Annotated in this window: 17 protein-coding genes; 5 read left to right on the forward strand and 12 right to left on the reverse strand. The window is 70.4% G+C overall.

The genetic code is table 11. The features are described 5' to 3' along the window. Nucleotides 1-4 precede the first annotated feature (4 nt). Nucleotides 5-823, reverse strand: a complete 819-nt coding sequence (locus tag AB3M34_RS18465; protein WP_370616174.1) for an SDR family oxidoreductase — start codon at nucleotides 821-823, stop codon at nucleotides 5-7. 78 nt (nucleotides 824-901) lie between these two features. On the opposite strand from AB3M34_RS18465, the gene AB3M34_RS18470 reads away from it, so the two are divergent. From AB3M34_RS18470 to AB3M34_RS18480, 3 genes are all read left to right on the forward strand, one after another. Beyond that, nucleotides 902-1,588: a TetR/AcrR family transcriptional regulator gene (locus tag AB3M34_RS18470; protein ID WP_370616175.1), complete on the forward strand. Its 687-nt coding sequence runs from the start codon at nucleotides 902-904 to the stop codon at nucleotides 1,586-1,588. Then, nucleotides 1,585-4,797 (forward strand): acetyl-CoA carboxylase family protein, encoded by a 3,213-nt coding sequence (locus AB3M34_RS18475; RefSeq protein ID WP_370616177.1) that lies wholly within the window; start codon nucleotides 1,585-1,587, stop codon nucleotides 4,795-4,797. The genes AB3M34_RS18470 and AB3M34_RS18475 overlap by 4 nt, the downstream gene beginning before the upstream one ends. A 66-nt stretch (nucleotides 4,798-4,863) precedes the next feature. After that, nucleotides 4,864-5,289: a hypothetical protein gene (locus AB3M34_RS18480; RefSeq protein ID WP_370616179.1), complete on the forward strand. Its 426-nt coding sequence runs from the start codon at nucleotides 4,864-4,866 to the stop codon at nucleotides 5,287-5,289. Between the two features lie 4 nt (nucleotides 5,290-5,293). Here the strand turns inward: AB3M34_RS18480 and AB3M34_RS18485 are convergent, their stop codons facing one another. Further along, entirely contained in the window at nucleotides 5,294-7,000 is a 1,707-nt protein-coding gene (locus AB3M34_RS18485) for an ABC-F family ATP-binding cassette domain-containing protein (RefSeq protein WP_370616181.1), read from the reverse strand. A gap of 94 nt (nucleotides 7,001-7,094) precedes the next feature. Here AB3M34_RS18485 and AB3M34_RS18490 point away from each other — a divergent pair, with 94 nt between their 5' ends. Together AB3M34_RS18490 and AB3M34_RS18495 are read left to right on the forward strand one after the other, a co-directional pair. Then, on the forward strand, nucleotides 7,095-7,598 hold the full coding sequence (locus AB3M34_RS18490; protein WP_370616183.1) for a hypothetical protein: 504 nt from the start codon (nucleotides 7,095-7,097) through the stop codon (nucleotides 7,596-7,598). 24 nt (nucleotides 7,599-7,622) lie between these two features. Further along, nucleotides 7,623-9,131 carry a flotillin family protein gene (locus AB3M34_RS18495; RefSeq protein WP_370616184.1) on the forward strand — a complete coding sequence of 503 codons (1,509 nt, stop codon included), beginning with the start codon at nucleotides 7,623-7,625 and terminating at the stop codon, nucleotides 9,129-9,131. Nucleotides 9,132-9,165: 34 nt separating this feature from the next. On the opposite strand, the gene AB3M34_RS18500 is transcribed toward AB3M34_RS18495, so the two are convergent. The 10 genes from AB3M34_RS18500 to infA all read right to left on the reverse strand — a co-directional run bounded on the left by AB3M34_RS18500 (nucleotide 9,166) and on the right by infA (nucleotide 14,933). Continuing rightward, nucleotides 9,166-9,690: a 2'-5' RNA ligase family protein gene (locus tag AB3M34_RS18500; RefSeq protein ID WP_370616186.1), complete on the reverse strand. Its 525-nt coding sequence runs from the start codon at nucleotides 9,688-9,690 to the stop codon at nucleotides 9,166-9,168. A 31-nt stretch (nucleotides 9,691-9,721) separates the two neighbouring features. Then, nucleotides 9,722-10,771, reverse strand: a complete 1,050-nt coding sequence (locus AB3M34_RS18505) for an LLM class flavin-dependent oxidoreductase (protein ID WP_370616188.1) — start codon at nucleotides 10,769-10,771, stop codon at nucleotides 9,722-9,724. An 89-nt stretch (nucleotides 10,772-10,860) separates the two neighbouring features. Next, the gene (locus tag AB3M34_RS18510; protein ID WP_370616190.1) at nucleotides 10,861-11,127 is read right to left on the reverse strand and encodes a GlsB/YeaQ/YmgE family stress response membrane protein; all 267 of its coding nucleotides are present in this window, start codon (nucleotides 11,125-11,127) and stop codon (nucleotides 10,861-10,863) included. A gap of 112 nt (nucleotides 11,128-11,239) precedes the next feature. Then, complete coding sequence (rplQ, locus tag AB3M34_RS18515) at nucleotides 11,240-11,800, reverse strand: 50S ribosomal protein L17 (RefSeq protein ID WP_370616191.1); 561 nt, start codon at nucleotides 11,798-11,800, stop codon at nucleotides 11,240-11,242. Nucleotides 11,801-11,847: 47 nt separating this feature from the next. Then, on the reverse strand, nucleotides 11,848-12,858 hold the full coding sequence (locus tag AB3M34_RS18520; RefSeq protein ID WP_149770239.1) for a DNA-directed RNA polymerase subunit alpha: 1,011 nt from the start codon (nucleotides 12,856-12,858) through the stop codon (nucleotides 11,848-11,850). A gap of 112 nt (nucleotides 12,859-12,970) precedes the next feature. Continuing rightward, on the reverse strand, nucleotides 12,971-13,579 hold the full coding sequence (gene rpsD / locus AB3M34_RS18525; RefSeq protein ID WP_370616193.1) for a 30S ribosomal protein S4: 609 nt from the start codon (nucleotides 13,577-13,579) through the stop codon (nucleotides 12,971-12,973). Between the two features lie 27 nt (nucleotides 13,580-13,606). Continuing rightward, nucleotides 13,607-14,005: a 30S ribosomal protein S11 gene (gene rpsK / locus AB3M34_RS18530; protein WP_139087808.1), complete on the reverse strand. Its 399-nt coding sequence runs from the start codon at nucleotides 14,003-14,005 to the stop codon at nucleotides 13,607-13,609. Next, nucleotides 14,005-14,382: a 30S ribosomal protein S13 gene (rpsM, locus tag AB3M34_RS18535; RefSeq protein WP_370616195.1), complete on the reverse strand. Its 378-nt coding sequence runs from the start codon at nucleotides 14,380-14,382 to the stop codon at nucleotides 14,005-14,007. The genes rpsK and rpsM overlap by 1 nt, the downstream gene beginning before the upstream one ends. A gap of 135 nt (nucleotides 14,383-14,517) precedes the next feature. Continuing rightward, nucleotides 14,518-14,631 carry a 50S ribosomal protein L36 gene (gene rpmJ, locus AB3M34_RS18540; RefSeq protein ID WP_068116313.1) on the reverse strand — a complete coding sequence of 38 codons (114 nt, stop codon included), beginning with the start codon at nucleotides 14,629-14,631 and terminating at the stop codon, nucleotides 14,518-14,520. 80 nt (nucleotides 14,632-14,711) lie between these two features. Beyond that, the gene (infA, locus tag AB3M34_RS18545) at nucleotides 14,712-14,933 is read right to left on the reverse strand and encodes a translation initiation factor IF-1 (protein WP_039345467.1); all 222 of its coding nucleotides are present in this window, start codon (nucleotides 14,931-14,933) and stop codon (nucleotides 14,712-14,714) included. Nucleotides 14,934-14,950: the final 17 nt, after the last annotated feature.

Consider the following 14,950-nt stretch of genomic DNA (forward strand, 5'->3'; position numbering starts at 1 on the left):
GAGCTCAGGGTCGGTCGGCGAGCAGGCTCGCCTGGTAGCGGCGCATGCCGCGGATCCAGCGGTCGTAGTCAGCGCCCTTCTGGCGGTACATGTCGAGCACCTGGGGGTGCGGCAGGACGAGGAACCGGCCGGCGGCGACCGCGCGGACGACGTCGTCGGCGACGACCTCCGGCGTGAGGACGTCGCCCGCCGAGGTCACGGCCCGGGTGGCGGCCTCGCCGAGCGGGTCGCCCGAGCGCTCGCCCTCGCGCAGGAGCGCCGTCTCGACCCCCATCGGGCACAGGCAGCTGACGCCGATGCCCCGGTCGCCGTAGGTGACCGACAGCCACTCGGCGAAGCCGACGGCGGCGTGCTTGGTGACGGCGTACGCGGCCGAGCCGACCTGCGTGAGGAGACCGGCGGCCGACGCGGTACTGACGAAGTAGCCGCGTCCGCGCTCGAGCCACCGGGGGACGAGCACCTCGGCAGCCCGGACGTGGGCGCGGAGGTTGACGTCGATGGCGAGGTCCCACTGCGCCTCGCCCCCGAGCCCCGGCGCTCCACCGACGCCCGCGTTCGCGGCGTACAGGTCGACAGGGCCGAACGCGTCCTCGGCGCGCGCGACCGCCTCTCGGATCCCGAACACGTCGGCAGCGTCGGCGGCCATGGCCACGGCGCTGCCGGGGCTCGACTGCTCGATGTCGGCGGCGACGGCCTCCGCGGCGGCACCGTCGAGATCGGTCACGAGCACCTTGGCGCCGGCGGCCACGAGGCGCCGGGCGAGCGCTCCCCCGATCCCGCCACCTCCGCCGGTGACCACGGCGACACTTCCGTCGAGCTCCATCGTGCTCCTTCCGTTGCGGCCTCTGCTCTGTATACTTGAATCCGATTTCAAGTTCAAGTGCCCGACAAGGAGGTGCGCATGCCGCGGACGAGCAACGACGCCGACGAGGCTGAGCCCGCAGAGCTGCGCGAGCCCCCTCGTACGGCCCGGGGCGTGCGCACCCGCGCCCGCCTGGTGAGCGCAGCACGGACCGTCTTCGAGCGCGACGGGTTCCTGGACGCGCGTCTCGCCGACATCACGACGGAGGCGGGCACCGCGGCAGGGTCGTTCTACACCTACTTCGCGAGCAAGGAGGAGATCTTCGCCGCCGTCCTCGAAGAGGTCAAGGAGGAGATGCTCCACCCGCAGGTGCGCGAGGTCACCAGCGGCGACGACCCCGTCGCCGTGATCGCGGCGGGCAACCGCGCCTACCTGGAGTCGTACGCGCGCAACGCCGCACTGATGCGCCTGCTCGAGCAGGTCGCGGCGATCGACGACCGGTTCGCAGACGTCCGCTGGCAACGTGGGCGCGCCTTCACCGAGCGCAACGCCCGCAGCATCCGCCACCTCCAGGAGCGCGGGCTCGCCGACCCCGACGTCGACGCCGGTCTCGCGGCGACCGCGCTCTCGATGATGGTCTCCCGCACCGCCTACAACACCTACGTGCTGGGCGACGACCGCGACCTCGACACGCTCACCGACACGCTGACGCGCCTGTGGGTCAACGCGCTCGGCATCCCCGAGCGGGTCAACGCAGACCCATCCGTAAAGGGGTCCCGCCCGTGAAGATCCTCATCGCCAACCGCGGCGAGATCGCCGTCCGCATCCACCGCGCCGCCGCCTCGCTCGGCTGGCCGACGGTCGCCGCGCACGTCCCCGCGGACGCCGACACGCTCGTCGTGGCCGAGGCCGACGAGACGTACGCGCTGCCGGGTGACGGCGTCGCGGGCTACCTCGACGTCGAGGCCGTCGTGGATGCCGCGCTCGCCACCGGCGCGCAGGCGGTGCACCCCGGCTACGGCTTCCTCAGCGAGGACCCCCGGCTCGCCGAACGCTGCGCCGAGGCCGGTCTGGTCTTCGTCGGCCCGGACGCCGACGTGCTGCGGCTCTTCGGCGACAAGGCCGGCGCCCGCGACCACGCCGTACGCCTGGGCGTGCCCGTCCTCCCAGCGACGCCTGCGGGCATCACGCTCGCCGACGCCGGGCACTTCCTCGCGGAGAACCCGAGCGGCATCATGCTCAAGGCCACCGCGGGTGGCGGCGGTCGCGGCATGCGGTCCGTGACCGAGGGTGCCGCCCTCGCCGACGCGTACGACCGCTGCCGGTCCGAGGCGCAGCGGAGCTTCGGGAACGACACGCTGTACGCCGAGGCCCTCCTCCCCCACGCCCGCCACCTGGAGGTCCAGGTGCTCGGAGACGGCTCACGCGTGGTGCACCTCGGCGAACGCGACTGCAGCCTCCAGCGCCGGCACCAGAAGGTCGTCGAGTACGCCCCGAGCCCGGCGCTCGACGGCAGCACCCGCAAGGCGTTGCACGACGCCGCGATCACGCTCACCGAGGCCGTCCCGTACCGCGGCCTCGCGACGGTGGAGATGCTCGTCGACGCCGACGACCCGGCGCGCTTCGTCTTCATTGAGGTGAATCCCCGCGTCCAGGTCGAGCACACGGTCACCGAGCAGGTCACGGGCGTCGACCTCGTCTCCGCCCAGCTGCGGCTGGCCGCCGGGGCGACGCTCGCGGAGATCGGCCTGGACGCCGACGCTCCGCCGAGTGGGGACACGTACGCGATCCAGGTCCGCGTCAACGCTGAGCGCCCGCTGACCGACGGGTCGGTGGTCGCCGCGACCGGGACCGTGACCGCGTTCGAGACGCCGACGTCGCCCACGGTGCGCGTGGACACCCACGTCCGCCCCGGGCTGCGTGTCGACGGCACGTTCGACCCGCTCCTCGCCAAGCTCGTGACGACCACGGCAGGGACCTTCGCGGAGGCCTGTGCCGCCGCAGAGGCCGCCGTCCGCGCAACGGTGCTCGACGGCGTCGAGACCAACCTCGCGATGGCGGCGCGCGTGCTCGCGCACCCGGAAGTGGTCTCAGGCCGAGCCACCACGACCTTCCTCGCCCGCCATCCGGAGCTCTCGACCGGCCAGCGGGACGACACCCCCGTCCCCGGCGACACCGCCTCCGTGACGGCATCCTTCTCCGGATCGGTCGTCGCGGTCGACGTCTCGCCGGGCGACGCGGTCGCCGCCGGCGCGATCCTGCTCGTCCTCGAGTCGATGAAGATGGAGCACCCCGTCGTGGCGCCGGCCTCCGGCACCGTGCAGGAGGTCCTGGTCGCCGCCGGCGACCAGGTGGGCGACGGGGACCTCCTCGTCGTCATCGAGCCGGGCGACGTCCGCGTCGACGAGCGGGAGGACCCCGAGCGGCTCGACCCCACCCACATCCGTCCTGACCTCGCCGAGGTGCTCGAGCGGCACCGGCTGACGCGGGACGAGGCCCGTCCGCAGGCCGTCGAGAAGCGCCGTGCGCGCGGGCACCGTACGGCGCGGGAGAACGTCGACGCGCTGTGCGACGACGGCTCCTTCGTCGAGTACGGCGCGCTGCCGGTGGCCGCTCAGCGCACCCGTCGCTCCCTCGACGACCTCGTGACGAGCACCCCCGCGGACGGGATCGTCACCGGACTCGCGACGATCAATGCCGCCGACCACGGCGAGGACTCCTCGCGCGTCGCGGTCCTCGCGTACGACTACACCGTCCTCGCAGGCACGCAGGGCTACTTCAGCCACAAGAAGACCGACCGGATGCTGTCGGTCGCCGCGCGCCTCGGCGTCCCGGTCGTGCTCTTCGCGGAGGGCGGCGGCGGGCGCCCGGGCGACACCGACACGACGGCGGTCCACACCGCGGGCCTCGACGTCGGCACCTTCGCCGCGATGGGCGCGCTCAGCGGCTCGGTGCCGACCGTCGGGGTGCTCAACGGACGCTGCTTCGCCGGCAACGCCGCGCTCCTCGGCTGCTGCGACGTCATCGTGGCCACCCGGGACTCGTCCCTCGGCATGGCCGGGCCCGCGATGATCGAGGGTGGCGGTCTCGGCCGGTACGCCCCCGAGGAGGTCGGACCCATGTCGGTCCAGGGGCCCAACGGCGTCGTCGACGTGCTGGTGGACGACGACGCCGAGGCCGTCGCGGTCGCGAAGAAGTACCTCTCGTACTTCCAGGGCCCCGTCGCCCGCTGGTCCGCGCCCGACCAGCGCCTGCTCCGGCACGTCATCGGCGAGAACCGCCTGCGCGTGTACGACGTGCTCGAGGTCGTACGCACGCTGGCCGACAGCGACTCGGTCCTCGAGCTGCGTGCCGAGTTCGGACGCGGGATGGTCACGGCGCTCGTACGGATCGAAGGACGGCCCTACGGGATCGTCGCCAACGATCCCACCCACCTCGGCGGGGCGATCGACGCCGACGGAGCCGACAAGCTCGCCCGTTTCCTCCAGCTCTGCGACGCCCACGGCCTGCCAGTGGTCTCGCTCTGCGACACACCCGGCTTCATGGTGGGCCCGGAGGCAGAGCGGACGGCGACCGTCCGGCACTTCAGCCGCCTGTTCGTCATCGGCTCGCACCTGCGGGTGCCCGTGACGACCATCGTCCTCCGCAAGGCGTACGGTCTCGGCGCGCAGGCGATGGCGGCCGGCGGCTTCCACCGGCCGGTCGCGACGGCCGCCTGGCCGACCGGGGAGATCGGGGCGATGGGGCTGGAGGGCGCGGTCCGCCTGGGCTACAGCCGCGAGCTCGCCGCGATCGACGACCCGGGCGAGCGTGAGGAGCGGTTCCAGCAGCTGGTCGCCGAGCACTACGACGCCGGCAAGGCGATCAACGCCGCGATGACGTTCGAGCTCGACGACGTCATCGACCCCGCAGACACGCGCCGCTGGCTCGTCGCGACCCTCGGCGACCACCGACCCGGCACCGGCGGCTCCCGCGGCTACGTCGACACCTGGTGACGGTGACCAGCAGGCCTGTGGACGACGCCCACGGAGGTCCGCCGGATTCCGGCACGCTTGTGCGCCATGGACGACATGCGCACCGCACTCGCGACCCCGATCCGCTGCCAGCAGGACCTGCACGACCGCTGGTCGATCTTGATGGGCGAGCTCGGCTTCTCCCGCCGCTCGCTGTGGTTCACCTTCGTCGACACCGAGCGGCGGATGATCCCGCAGATCTCTGAGATCGTCGACCTGTCCGACCGCGGCGACCACGAGATGGCGTCGGAGCTCCTCACGATGTGCCGACGCCTCCTCGACGAGGCGGACGGTGTGTCGTCGGTCGCCTTCCTCGTCAGCCGGCCCGGACACCACAGGATGGACCCCGACGACCGGTCGTGGGCGCGGGCCCTGACTGCGGCGGCCCGCTTCCAGCGTGTCCCGATCGAGACCGTCCACCTGGCGACCGACAGCTCACTCGTCGCGTTCGCACCGGACGATCTCGCGGCCTAGGACGTCACCGCTCCCGCGCGACCCGCCCCTCGTCCCACACCGGCTCGGGGCTCTCGTACACCCTGCCGTCCTGGCCGAGCACCAGGAACCGGTCGAACGTCCGAGCGAACCACCGGTCGTGCGTGACGGCGAGCACCGTGCCGTCGAACGCCGCGAGGCCGTCCTCGAGCGCCTCGGCGGAGTCGACGTCCAGGTTGTCGGTGGGCTCGTCGAGCAGCAGCAGCGTGGCCCCGGAGAGCTCGAGCAGAAGGATCTGGAACCGTGCCTGCTGCCCGCCCGACAACGACTCGAACGCCTGCTCCGCGGAGCGGGCGAGTCCGTAGCGGTCGAGCTTGCGAGCCGCCTCCTCGCGTCCCATCCCTCGGCGCCCGATGCCCCGTGCGTCCACGTCGCCGCGGTGCAGGATCTCGAGCAGCGTCCGGCCGACGAGCTCGGGGTGCGAGTGGGTCTGCACGAACCAGCCCGGGCGTACGCGAGCACCGAGCCTCGCCATCCCCTCGTGCGCGACCGGGGCGACGACCTGGTCGCCGACCGGCTGGTGCTCGATGTCGGGACGGGACCCTCCTGCGGCGAGCAGCCGGAGGAGGTGCGACTTGCCGGACCCGTTGGACCCCAGGACGGCCACCCTCTCGCCGTACCAGACCTCGAGGTCGAACGGACGCATGAGACCGGTCAGCTCGAGCGCCTCGCAGACGACGGCGCGCTTGCCCGTGCGGCCACCCGTCAACCTCATCGACACGTTCTGGTCGTTCGGGACGGCTTCCGGCGGCCCGGCCTCCTCGAACTTGCGCAGGCGCGTCTGCGCCGCCCGGTAGCGCGCGGCCATGTCGGAGTTGTAGGCCGCCTTGTTCTTGTACATGAGCATGAGCTCGCGGAGCTTGTGGTGCTCCTCGTCCCAGCGGCGGCGCTGCTCCTCCAGACGTTCGAACCGTGCGGCGCGGGCCTCGTGATAGGTCGCGAAACCGCCCGGATGCGTCCAGGCGGTGCTGCCCGCCGCACCGAGCTCCAGCGCGACGATCCGGGTAGCGGTGTTCGCGAGCAGGGCACGGTCGTGGCTCACGTAGAGCACGGTCTTCTGGGTCGCCCTCAGCTGCGCCTCGAGCCACTCCTTACCGGGTACGTCGAGATAGTTGTCCGGCTCGTCGAGCAGGAGGACCTCGTCAGGGCCCCTCAGCAGCCCCTCCAGCACCAGCCTCTTCTGCTCACCGCCCGACATCGTCGAGAGGTCGCGCCACTTCGCCCGCTCGTAGCCGATCCCGAGCGCCGCCGTGCAGCACGCGTCCCAGGTGACCTCGAGCTCGTACGCCCCGGAGTCGGCGTACTCGGCGAGCGCCGACGCGTACCGCAGCTGGGTCGGCTCGTCGTCGCGCTCCATCAGGAGCAGCTCCACCTCGTCGAGACTAGCGGCCGCGAGCCGGACCCGCGGCGGGGCGATCGAGAGCAGCAGCTCACGCACCGTCTCGAGGTGCGAGCCGTCGGGGTGGCGCGTCACCATCTGGCGCATGATGCCGAGCCCGCCGCTGCGGTTGACGGAGCCGGCGTGCGGGGTGATCTCTCCGGTGATGATCCTCAGCAGGGTCGTCTTGCCGGCGCCGTTGGCTCCCACCAGGGCGACGACGGCGCCGTCGCCCACCCGGAACGAGACGTCGTCCAGCAGCACCCTCCCGTCAGGGAGGTCGTACCGGACTCCGGACAGCTCCACGTGACCCACGCCCTCCAGTGTCCGCTGTCCGTCAACCGGATTGGTACGGGCCTGGTCCCGAGGTCGAGTACGATCCGTTCACCCCCTCCCCTGGAGCTCTTTCGTGACCGTGTTCCTGATCCTCGGCCTGGTCGGCCTCGCCCTGCTCGCTGTCTCCCTGATCGTCGGAGAAGTTTTCGACGGGATCCTCGACGCCCTTCCCGGAGACGCGTTCTCCACCGCGGTGGTCGGCGGCTTCGTCGCCGCGTTCGGCTTCGGAGCGGCGGCGGCCGACGCAGCCGGTCTCCCGCTCGTCGGCACGCTCCCGATCGGCATCGTCTGCGGCCTGGTCGTCGGCTGGTTCGCCGCCTGGCTCACCGGACTCGTACGCGGTGGCGGGAGCGACGCGACTCCGTCGACCGGTGACTCCGTCGGCTACAGCGGACAGGTCATCACGGAGATCCCCGCCGAGGGCTTCGGCGTCGTCCGGGTCACCGTCGGCGGCCACGTCCTCCAGCTCAACGCACGCGCCGAGACCGCCGTCGGCGCCGGCACCGAGGTCCACGTCACGCAGGTCCTCTCTCCCACCGCGGTCGCCGTCGCGCCCGTGTGGGGCTCGCTCGACTGACTCCCCCACCGAAAGGCATCCCCCGTGCTGATCCCGCTTCTCGGCATCGCTGCCGTCGTCCTCCTGCTGATCTTCCTGGTCACGAGCCGCTACAAGGTCGCCGGCCCCAACCAGGCCTTCATCGTCACCGGACGCAAGGGCAAGGCGGTCCTCAATCCCGAGACCGGCGCCCTCACCACCGACCTGTCCGGCCAGAAGGTGATCCTCGGCGGCGGCACGTTCGTGATCCCGTTCGTGCAGAAGCTCGCGACGATGGACCTGTCGAGCCGTCGCATCTCGGTGCAGATCCGCGGCGCGGTGTCCGGCCAGGGCATCAAGCTCAACGTCGAGGGCGTCGCCATCGTCAAGGTCGGCGGCAACGCCGACCAGATCCGCCTCGCGGCACAGCGCTTCCTCTCCCAGCAGCAGGACGTCGAGCCGTTCACCCAGGAGGTGCTCGCGGGTGCGCTCCGGTCGATCGTCGGCGGTCTGACGGTCGAGCAGATCATCCGTGACCGTGCGGCGTTCGCCCAGCGCGTCGCCGACGAGTCCGAGAACTCGCTCACGGGGCAGGGCCTCATCCTCGACACGTTCCAGATCCAGGACGTCACCGACGACGGCAGCTATCTGGCAGACCTCGGGCGCCCCGAGGCCGCCCGCATCCAGCAGACGGCCGCCATCGCCGAGGCCGCAGCGCGTCAAGCCGCCGAGCAGGCCCGCCTCAAGGCCGAGGAGGAGATCGCGATCGCCCAGCGCGCCCTCGCTCTGAAGCAGTCCGAGATCAAGGCCGAGACCGATGCGGCGTACGCCAACGCCACCTCAGCGGGACCGCTCGCCCAGGCCGATCTCGACCAGGCGATCCTGACCGAGCAGGAGAAGGTCGCCGTCCGCCAGGCCGCGCTCACCGAGCGTGAGCTCGAGACCAAGGTCCGCAAGCCTGCCGACGCGGAGCGCTACCGCGTCGAGCAGGAGGCAGAGGCACGTCGTACGTCGGAGATCTCGGCCGCCGAGGCGCGCAAGGCGTCCACCATCGCCGCCGCCGAGGCGAAGGCCGAGGAAGCGCGGCTCACCGGTGAGGCCGAGAAGTCGCGTCGCGCAGCGCTCGCCGAGGCCGAGGCGATCGAGGGTGCGCGCCGAGGCGAGGCCGAGAAGGCCCGCCGTGTCGCGGAGGCGGAGGCGACGCGCGCCGAGGGCGAGGCCCAGGGAGCGGCCATCCTCGCTGTCGGACACGCAGAGGCCGAGGCGATGGACAAGAGGGCCGCGGCGTTCGCGAGCTACAACGACGCCGCTGTGCTGCAGATGCTGATCGAGGTCCTTCCCCAGATCGCCAAGGAGGTCGCCGCTCCGATCAGTGCCATCGACAAGCTGACCGTGATCTCCACGGACGGCGCCGGCGCGCTGCCGAAGCAGGTCAACGACAACGTCGTCCAGACGCTGCAGATGCTCAAGACGTCGACTGGCCTCGACCTCGAGGCGCTGCTCCACCGCTCGGTCGAGAAGGCCGCCAACGGGATGGGCGTCACGACCGGCAAGAACGGGGACGTCGCGGGCTGACGACACCTCGCTGCCGCAGCGAGGGCGGCGCCGCTCACGGGATCCCCGACAGCGGCCACGTCCGACCTGTCCCGCTGTCGATCAGCGCGGCGCGATCGACGACCAGCGGCATCGGCAGCACATCGGCGACCGCCTCGACGACGACCGGCAGCAGCGCGCCCGGCGCGCGGGTGGCGATCGAGACGTGCGGGATCCAGGCTCCATGCCCGTAGTGGCGGTGCAGGTCGGCGCCCGTCGCGCGGACGGCATCGACCACCGCCAGCTGTCGGGCGGCGACGTCCGGGGTGATCGACGGCGCCAGAGCTGCGCGACCCCGCGGGAACGCGAGGGTCCCGTGGCACGTCATCGCGAACGGGCCACCGTCGGGAAGGTCTTCGAGCGCCCTGCGGACGGCGTCGAGGTCCCACTCGCGCAGCACCGCGTACGACAGGTGCGGATGGTGCCGCCGGTGCGTGTGGCTCGCGAGCGTGTGCACGCCGTGCTCCTCCAACCGGGCCCACAAGGCGCGGAGGCGACGCTCGGTCGGTCGATCGAAGAGCACGCAGACAGCGAGGGCCATGCCTTCAAGGGTGCCCGAGAAGTGCTCCGGGTCAGGCCAGCGCGTCAGCAAGCAGCTCGAGCGTCCGCTCACGAGAGGACGACCGCCGCGGGTCGTCACCCTGGTGGGCAGACGCGTTCGGGCTGATCATCACCTCGTCGACGTCGAACTGTGCGGCGAGCGCGCGGATGCGCTCGGCCGCCTGCGACGGGTCACCGACGACGTTGCGCAGCAGACCCTCCTCGACCATCGCCAGCTGTGGCCCGGTCATCTCGACCTTCTCGGCATCTTCGACGAGGTCGAGCGGCGCGAGCGGAGCACCTGTACGCAGGCGGGCCATCGACTGAAGGTTCGGGAGGGCCAGCGCGACAGCCTCCTCGTACGTCTGCGCGACGACCGCGTTGACGGTCAGGAACGTCGTGGGCTCCGGCGTGTGCGCGCTGGGCTGGAACTCGGCACGATAGGTCGCCAGCGCCTCCGCCGTCCCCTGACCGGAGAAGTGGTGCGCGAAGACGTACGGCAGACCCTTCGCAGCGGCGAGATGAGCCGAGTACATCGAGGATCCGAGCAGCCACTGCCGAGGCGTCGACGTCGCCACCGGCGTCGCCTTCAGGAGGTACTGACGCCCACCGACGGGCACCCGCACGCCGACGGACGAGTCCATGAGGGCCATCACGTCGTCGAGGTACTGGGGGAACTGCTCGATGTCGGTGTTGTCGCGACCGGCGGCTCCACGCAACGCCCACGACGTGACCTGGTCCGAGCCAGGTGCCCGGCCGATCCCGAGGTCGATGCGTCCGGGATGAGCCGCCTCGAGGAGGGCGAACTGCTCAGCGACCGCGAGCGGCGCGTGGTTCGGCAGCATCACCCCGCCGGATCCCACCCGGATGCGCTCGGTGTGAGCGGCGACGTGGGCGATCAGCACCGGGGGTGAGGATGCGGCGACCGCCGGCATGTTGTGGTGCTCGGCGAGCCAGTAGCGCGTGAAGCCGAGCCGTTCAGCCGTACGAGCGAGCTCCACGGTCGCCGCGAGCGCGTCGCCCGTCGTTTGATCGGTGCGGACGGGGACGAGGTCGAGGACCGACAGCTTCGGGGATGGCATACCTGGGTCAACAGCCGAGGCAGTGCTCGGCATTCCGCCCGCGCCGTGTCTACCTCGTCACGACCCGGCGGGCGCCTGCTGCGCGACGACTACTGGGTTGCGGCAGAGCGGCCCTTCCACCACTGCCAGGCGAGCGTCACGATCAGCGCACCCACGAGCGAGCCGATGATGCCGCTGGGGCGGAGGTCGAGGCCGTCACCGGCGAGAAGGCTGGCGAGGAGGCCACCGACGAACGAGCCGATGATGCCTGCGCCGAAGGCCATCGGCCAGTCGATGCCACTCGCTCCCTTGCCGAGGATGAACTGGGCGGCGGCACCGATGAGCATGCCGAACAGGATGATCGCAATGATGAGCACGGGTGAAGCATAGAGGCTCCGGTCGCTGCCCGGACACGGACGCGCGAAGAGCCGGCCCCGGAATGATCCGGGACCGGCTCTCGGCGGTGTCGACCGACCGGCCGAGGGTGCGTCAGGCCTTGTCGGCGTCGCCCTCGGTCGTGTCAGCGGGCGCCTCGTCGGTGGTCGCCTCGACGGCGGCCTCGTCGGCCGGCGTCTCGGTCTCCGCCTCGTCCGCTGCGGCGATCTGGTCCTTGACCTCGTCGGCGCTCTCGGCCACCGGGGTGGTCTCGGTCTTGGCGGACTTCTTCGGGGCCTTCGTCGTGACGGAGAAGTCCTTCTCCTCGACGAGCTCGATCACGGCCATGGGGGCGTTGTCGCCCTTGCGCGGCCCGATCTTGGTGATGCGCGTGTAGCCGCCGGGACGCGTCGTGTACTTCGGCGCGATCTCGGTGAACAGCACGTGGAGGGTCTCCTTGTCACGGATCACCTTGACGACCTGGCGGCGGTTGGCCACCGTGTCGACCTTGGCACGGGTGATCAGCGACTCGGCATAGGGGCGAAGGCGCTTGGCCTTGGCCTCGGTGGTGGTGATGCGGCCGTGCTGGAACAGGCTCTGTGCGAGGTTGGCGAGAATGAGGCGCTGGTGCGCCGGGCTCCCGCCGAGCCGCGGACCCTTGGTGGGCGTAGGCATTGCTGTGTCTCCTGGGATGTTGTGCGGAGATCAGTCCGAGCGTGAGCTCAGTACTGCTCGTCCTCCGCGAAGCTCTCGTCGTCGTCGTAGCTGTCGACCACCGCGGACGGATCGAACCCTGCGGGGCTGTCCTTCAGACCGAGGCCCATCTCGGCGAGCTTCGCCTTGACCTCGTCGATGGACTTCGAACCGAAGTTGCGGATGTCCAGCAGGTCCTGCTCGCTGCGCGAGATGAGCTCACCCACGGAGTGGATGCCCTCACGCTTGAGGCAGTTGTACGAGCGCACCGTGAGGTGGAGGTCCTCCACCGGGAGCGCCAGGTCGGCGGCGAGCGCCTCGTCGACGGGCGACGGGCCGATGTCGATGCCCTCGGCCTCGACGTTCAGCTCGCGTGCGAGACCGAACAGCTCGACCAGCGTCTTGCCGGCCGACGCCATGGCGTCGCGCGGCAGGATCGAGCGCTTCGTCTCGACGTCGATGATGAGCTTGTCGAAGTCGGTGCGCTGCTCGACACGAGTGGCCTCGACCTTGTACGTGACCTTGAGGACCGGGCTGTAGATCGAGTCGACCGGCATGCGCCCGATCTCCTCGTCGCCGGTCTTGTTCTGGACTGCCGACACGTAACCGCGTCCGCGCTCGACCACCAGCTCCACCTCGATCTTGCCCTTGTCGTTCAGGGTGGCGATCTTGAGGTCGGGGTTGTGCACCTCGACACCGGCCGGAGGCGCGATGTCGGCTGCAGTGACGTCGCCGGGTCCCTGCTTGCGCAGGTACATGACGACGGGCTCGTCGTGCTCCGAGCTGACCACGAGGTTCTTGAGGTTCAGGATGATCTCGGTGACGTCCTCGGTCACGCCGGGGATCGTCGAGAACTCGTGCAGGACGCCGTCGATCTTGATCGAGGTGACTGCTGCACCCGGGATCGACGACAGGAGCGTACGGCGCAGCGAGTTGCCGAGGGTGTAGCCGAAGCCGGGCTCGAGGGGCTCGATGACGAACCGCGAACGGAACTCGTCGACGACGTCCTCGGACAGTGTGGGCCGCTGTGCAATGAGCATTCTGTGGATTCCTTTCCGCGTCGCCCGCTATTTGACGGACACGGTCTGTGGAGTGGTGGAGGCTGCCCGGGACGGACCCGGGCAGCCGTACGAGCGATCGGCCGTAGGGCGATCAGATCTTGGAGTAGTACTCCACGATCAGCTGCTCGGTGATCGGCACGACGATCTGCTCGCGCACCGGCGGCTGGTGGACGAGGACGCGACCCTTCTCCGGCACGGCGGTGAGCCAGGCGGGGACGGAGTCGGCGTTGAACGTCTCACGGGCCACGATGAACGGCGTCATCTCGAGCGACTTCGCGCGCACGTCGATGATGTCGTACTGGCTGACCTGGAACGACGGGATGTCGACCTTGTGACCGTTCACCGTGAAGTGGCCGTGGACCACGAGCTGGCGAGCGTGACGACGGGTCCGCGCGAAACCGGCGCGGTAGACGACGTTGTCGAGACGGCACTCGAGGATCTGGAGCAGGTTGTCACCGGTCTTGCCGGGACGACGGTGCGCCTCCTCGTAGTACTTGCGGAACTGCCGCTCGAGGACGCCGTAGGTGTAGCGCGCCTTCTGCTTCTCCTGCAGCTGCGAGCGGTACTCGCTCTCCTTGACGCGACCACGGCCGTGCTGGCCGGGCGGGTAAGGGCGACGCTCGAACGCGGCGTCACCGCCGACGAGGTCGACGCCCAGGCGGCGAGACTTCTTGGTCAGGGGTCCGGTGTAACGGGCCATCTGTGTTCTCCTCTCCGATCCGGGCGATCAGACGCGGCGGCGCTTGGGCGGCCGCACGCCGTTGTGGGGGCTGGGGGTGACGTCCTGGATGGTGCCGACCTCGAGGCCGACGGCACCCAGCGAACGGATCGCCGTCTCGCGGCCCGAACCCGGACCCTTCACGAAGACGTCGATCTTCTTCATCCCGTGCTCCATCGCCCGACGCCCGGCGGCCTCAGCGGCCATCTGCGCGGCGTACGGAGTGGACTTGCGCGAGCCCTTGAAGCCGACGGTGCCGGCAGAGGCCCACGAGATCACCGCACCGGTCGGGTCGGTGATCGTGACGATCGTGTTGTTGAACGTGCTCTTGATGTGGGCCTGGCCCGCGGCGACGTTCTTCTTCTCCTTGCGGCGCACCTTCTTGGCGCCTGTGCCCTTCGGAGGCATTACTTACCCTTCTTCTTTGCGCCGGCAACGGTGCGCTTCGGACCCTTGCGGGTACGCGCGTTCGTCTTGGTCCGCTGACCGCGCACGGGGAGCCCGGCGCGGTGGCGGCGGCCCTGGTAGCTGCCGATCTCGATCTTGCGACGGATATCGGCGGCAACCTCACGACGAAGGTCGCCCTCGACCTGGAACTGACCCTCGATCGCGTCACGGAGCGCGACCAGCTGGTCTTCGCTCAGCTCGTGGACGCGCAGGTCGGGGCTGATGCCGGTCTGCTCGAGCAGCTTCACGCTGCGGGTACGGCCGATGCCGTAGATGTAGGTGAGACCGATCACCACGCGCTTGTCGCGCGGCAGGTCTACACCGATGAGGCGTGCCATCAGGCGGTGTCCTTCCACTACGGAGGTGTGGACGTGACGCGTCCTGGCTGCCTCAGCCAGGCCCCGGCCTCCGGTCCGGGGGAAGCGTCTCGTCAGAAGACGAGACGAGCGGTCACGTGGTGGGTTGCGGGCTGGTCAGCCCTGCCGCTGCTTGTGGCGCGGGTTCTCACAGATCACCATGACTCGGCCATGGCGACGGATGACCTTGCACTTGTCGCAGATCGGCTTGACGCTCGGTTGAACCTTCATCGAGCTCTCTTATCTTGAACGGACGGATGGTGGGGCGGCACGCGTCGGCGACAGCCCAAGCGGGCTGGCACCGGTGCGAGTCACTTGTACCGGTAGACGATCCGACCTCGAGTGAGGTCGTACGGGGACAGCTCCACCACCACACGATCCTCAGGGAGGATTCGGATGTAGTGCTGACGCATCTTGCCGCTGATGTGCGCAAGAACCTTGTGGCCGTTGGTCAGCTCGACCCGGAACATCGCGTTCGGCAGGGCCTCGATGACCGAGCCCTCGAGCTCGATGACGCCTTCCTTCTTCGGCATGTCCTCCGCAATCTGTC

The organism is Mumia sp. Pv4-285 (assembly GCF_041320275.1).
Classification (GTDB): Bacteria; Actinomycetota; Actinomycetes; order Propionibacteriales; family Nocardioidaceae; genus Mumia; species Mumia qirimensis.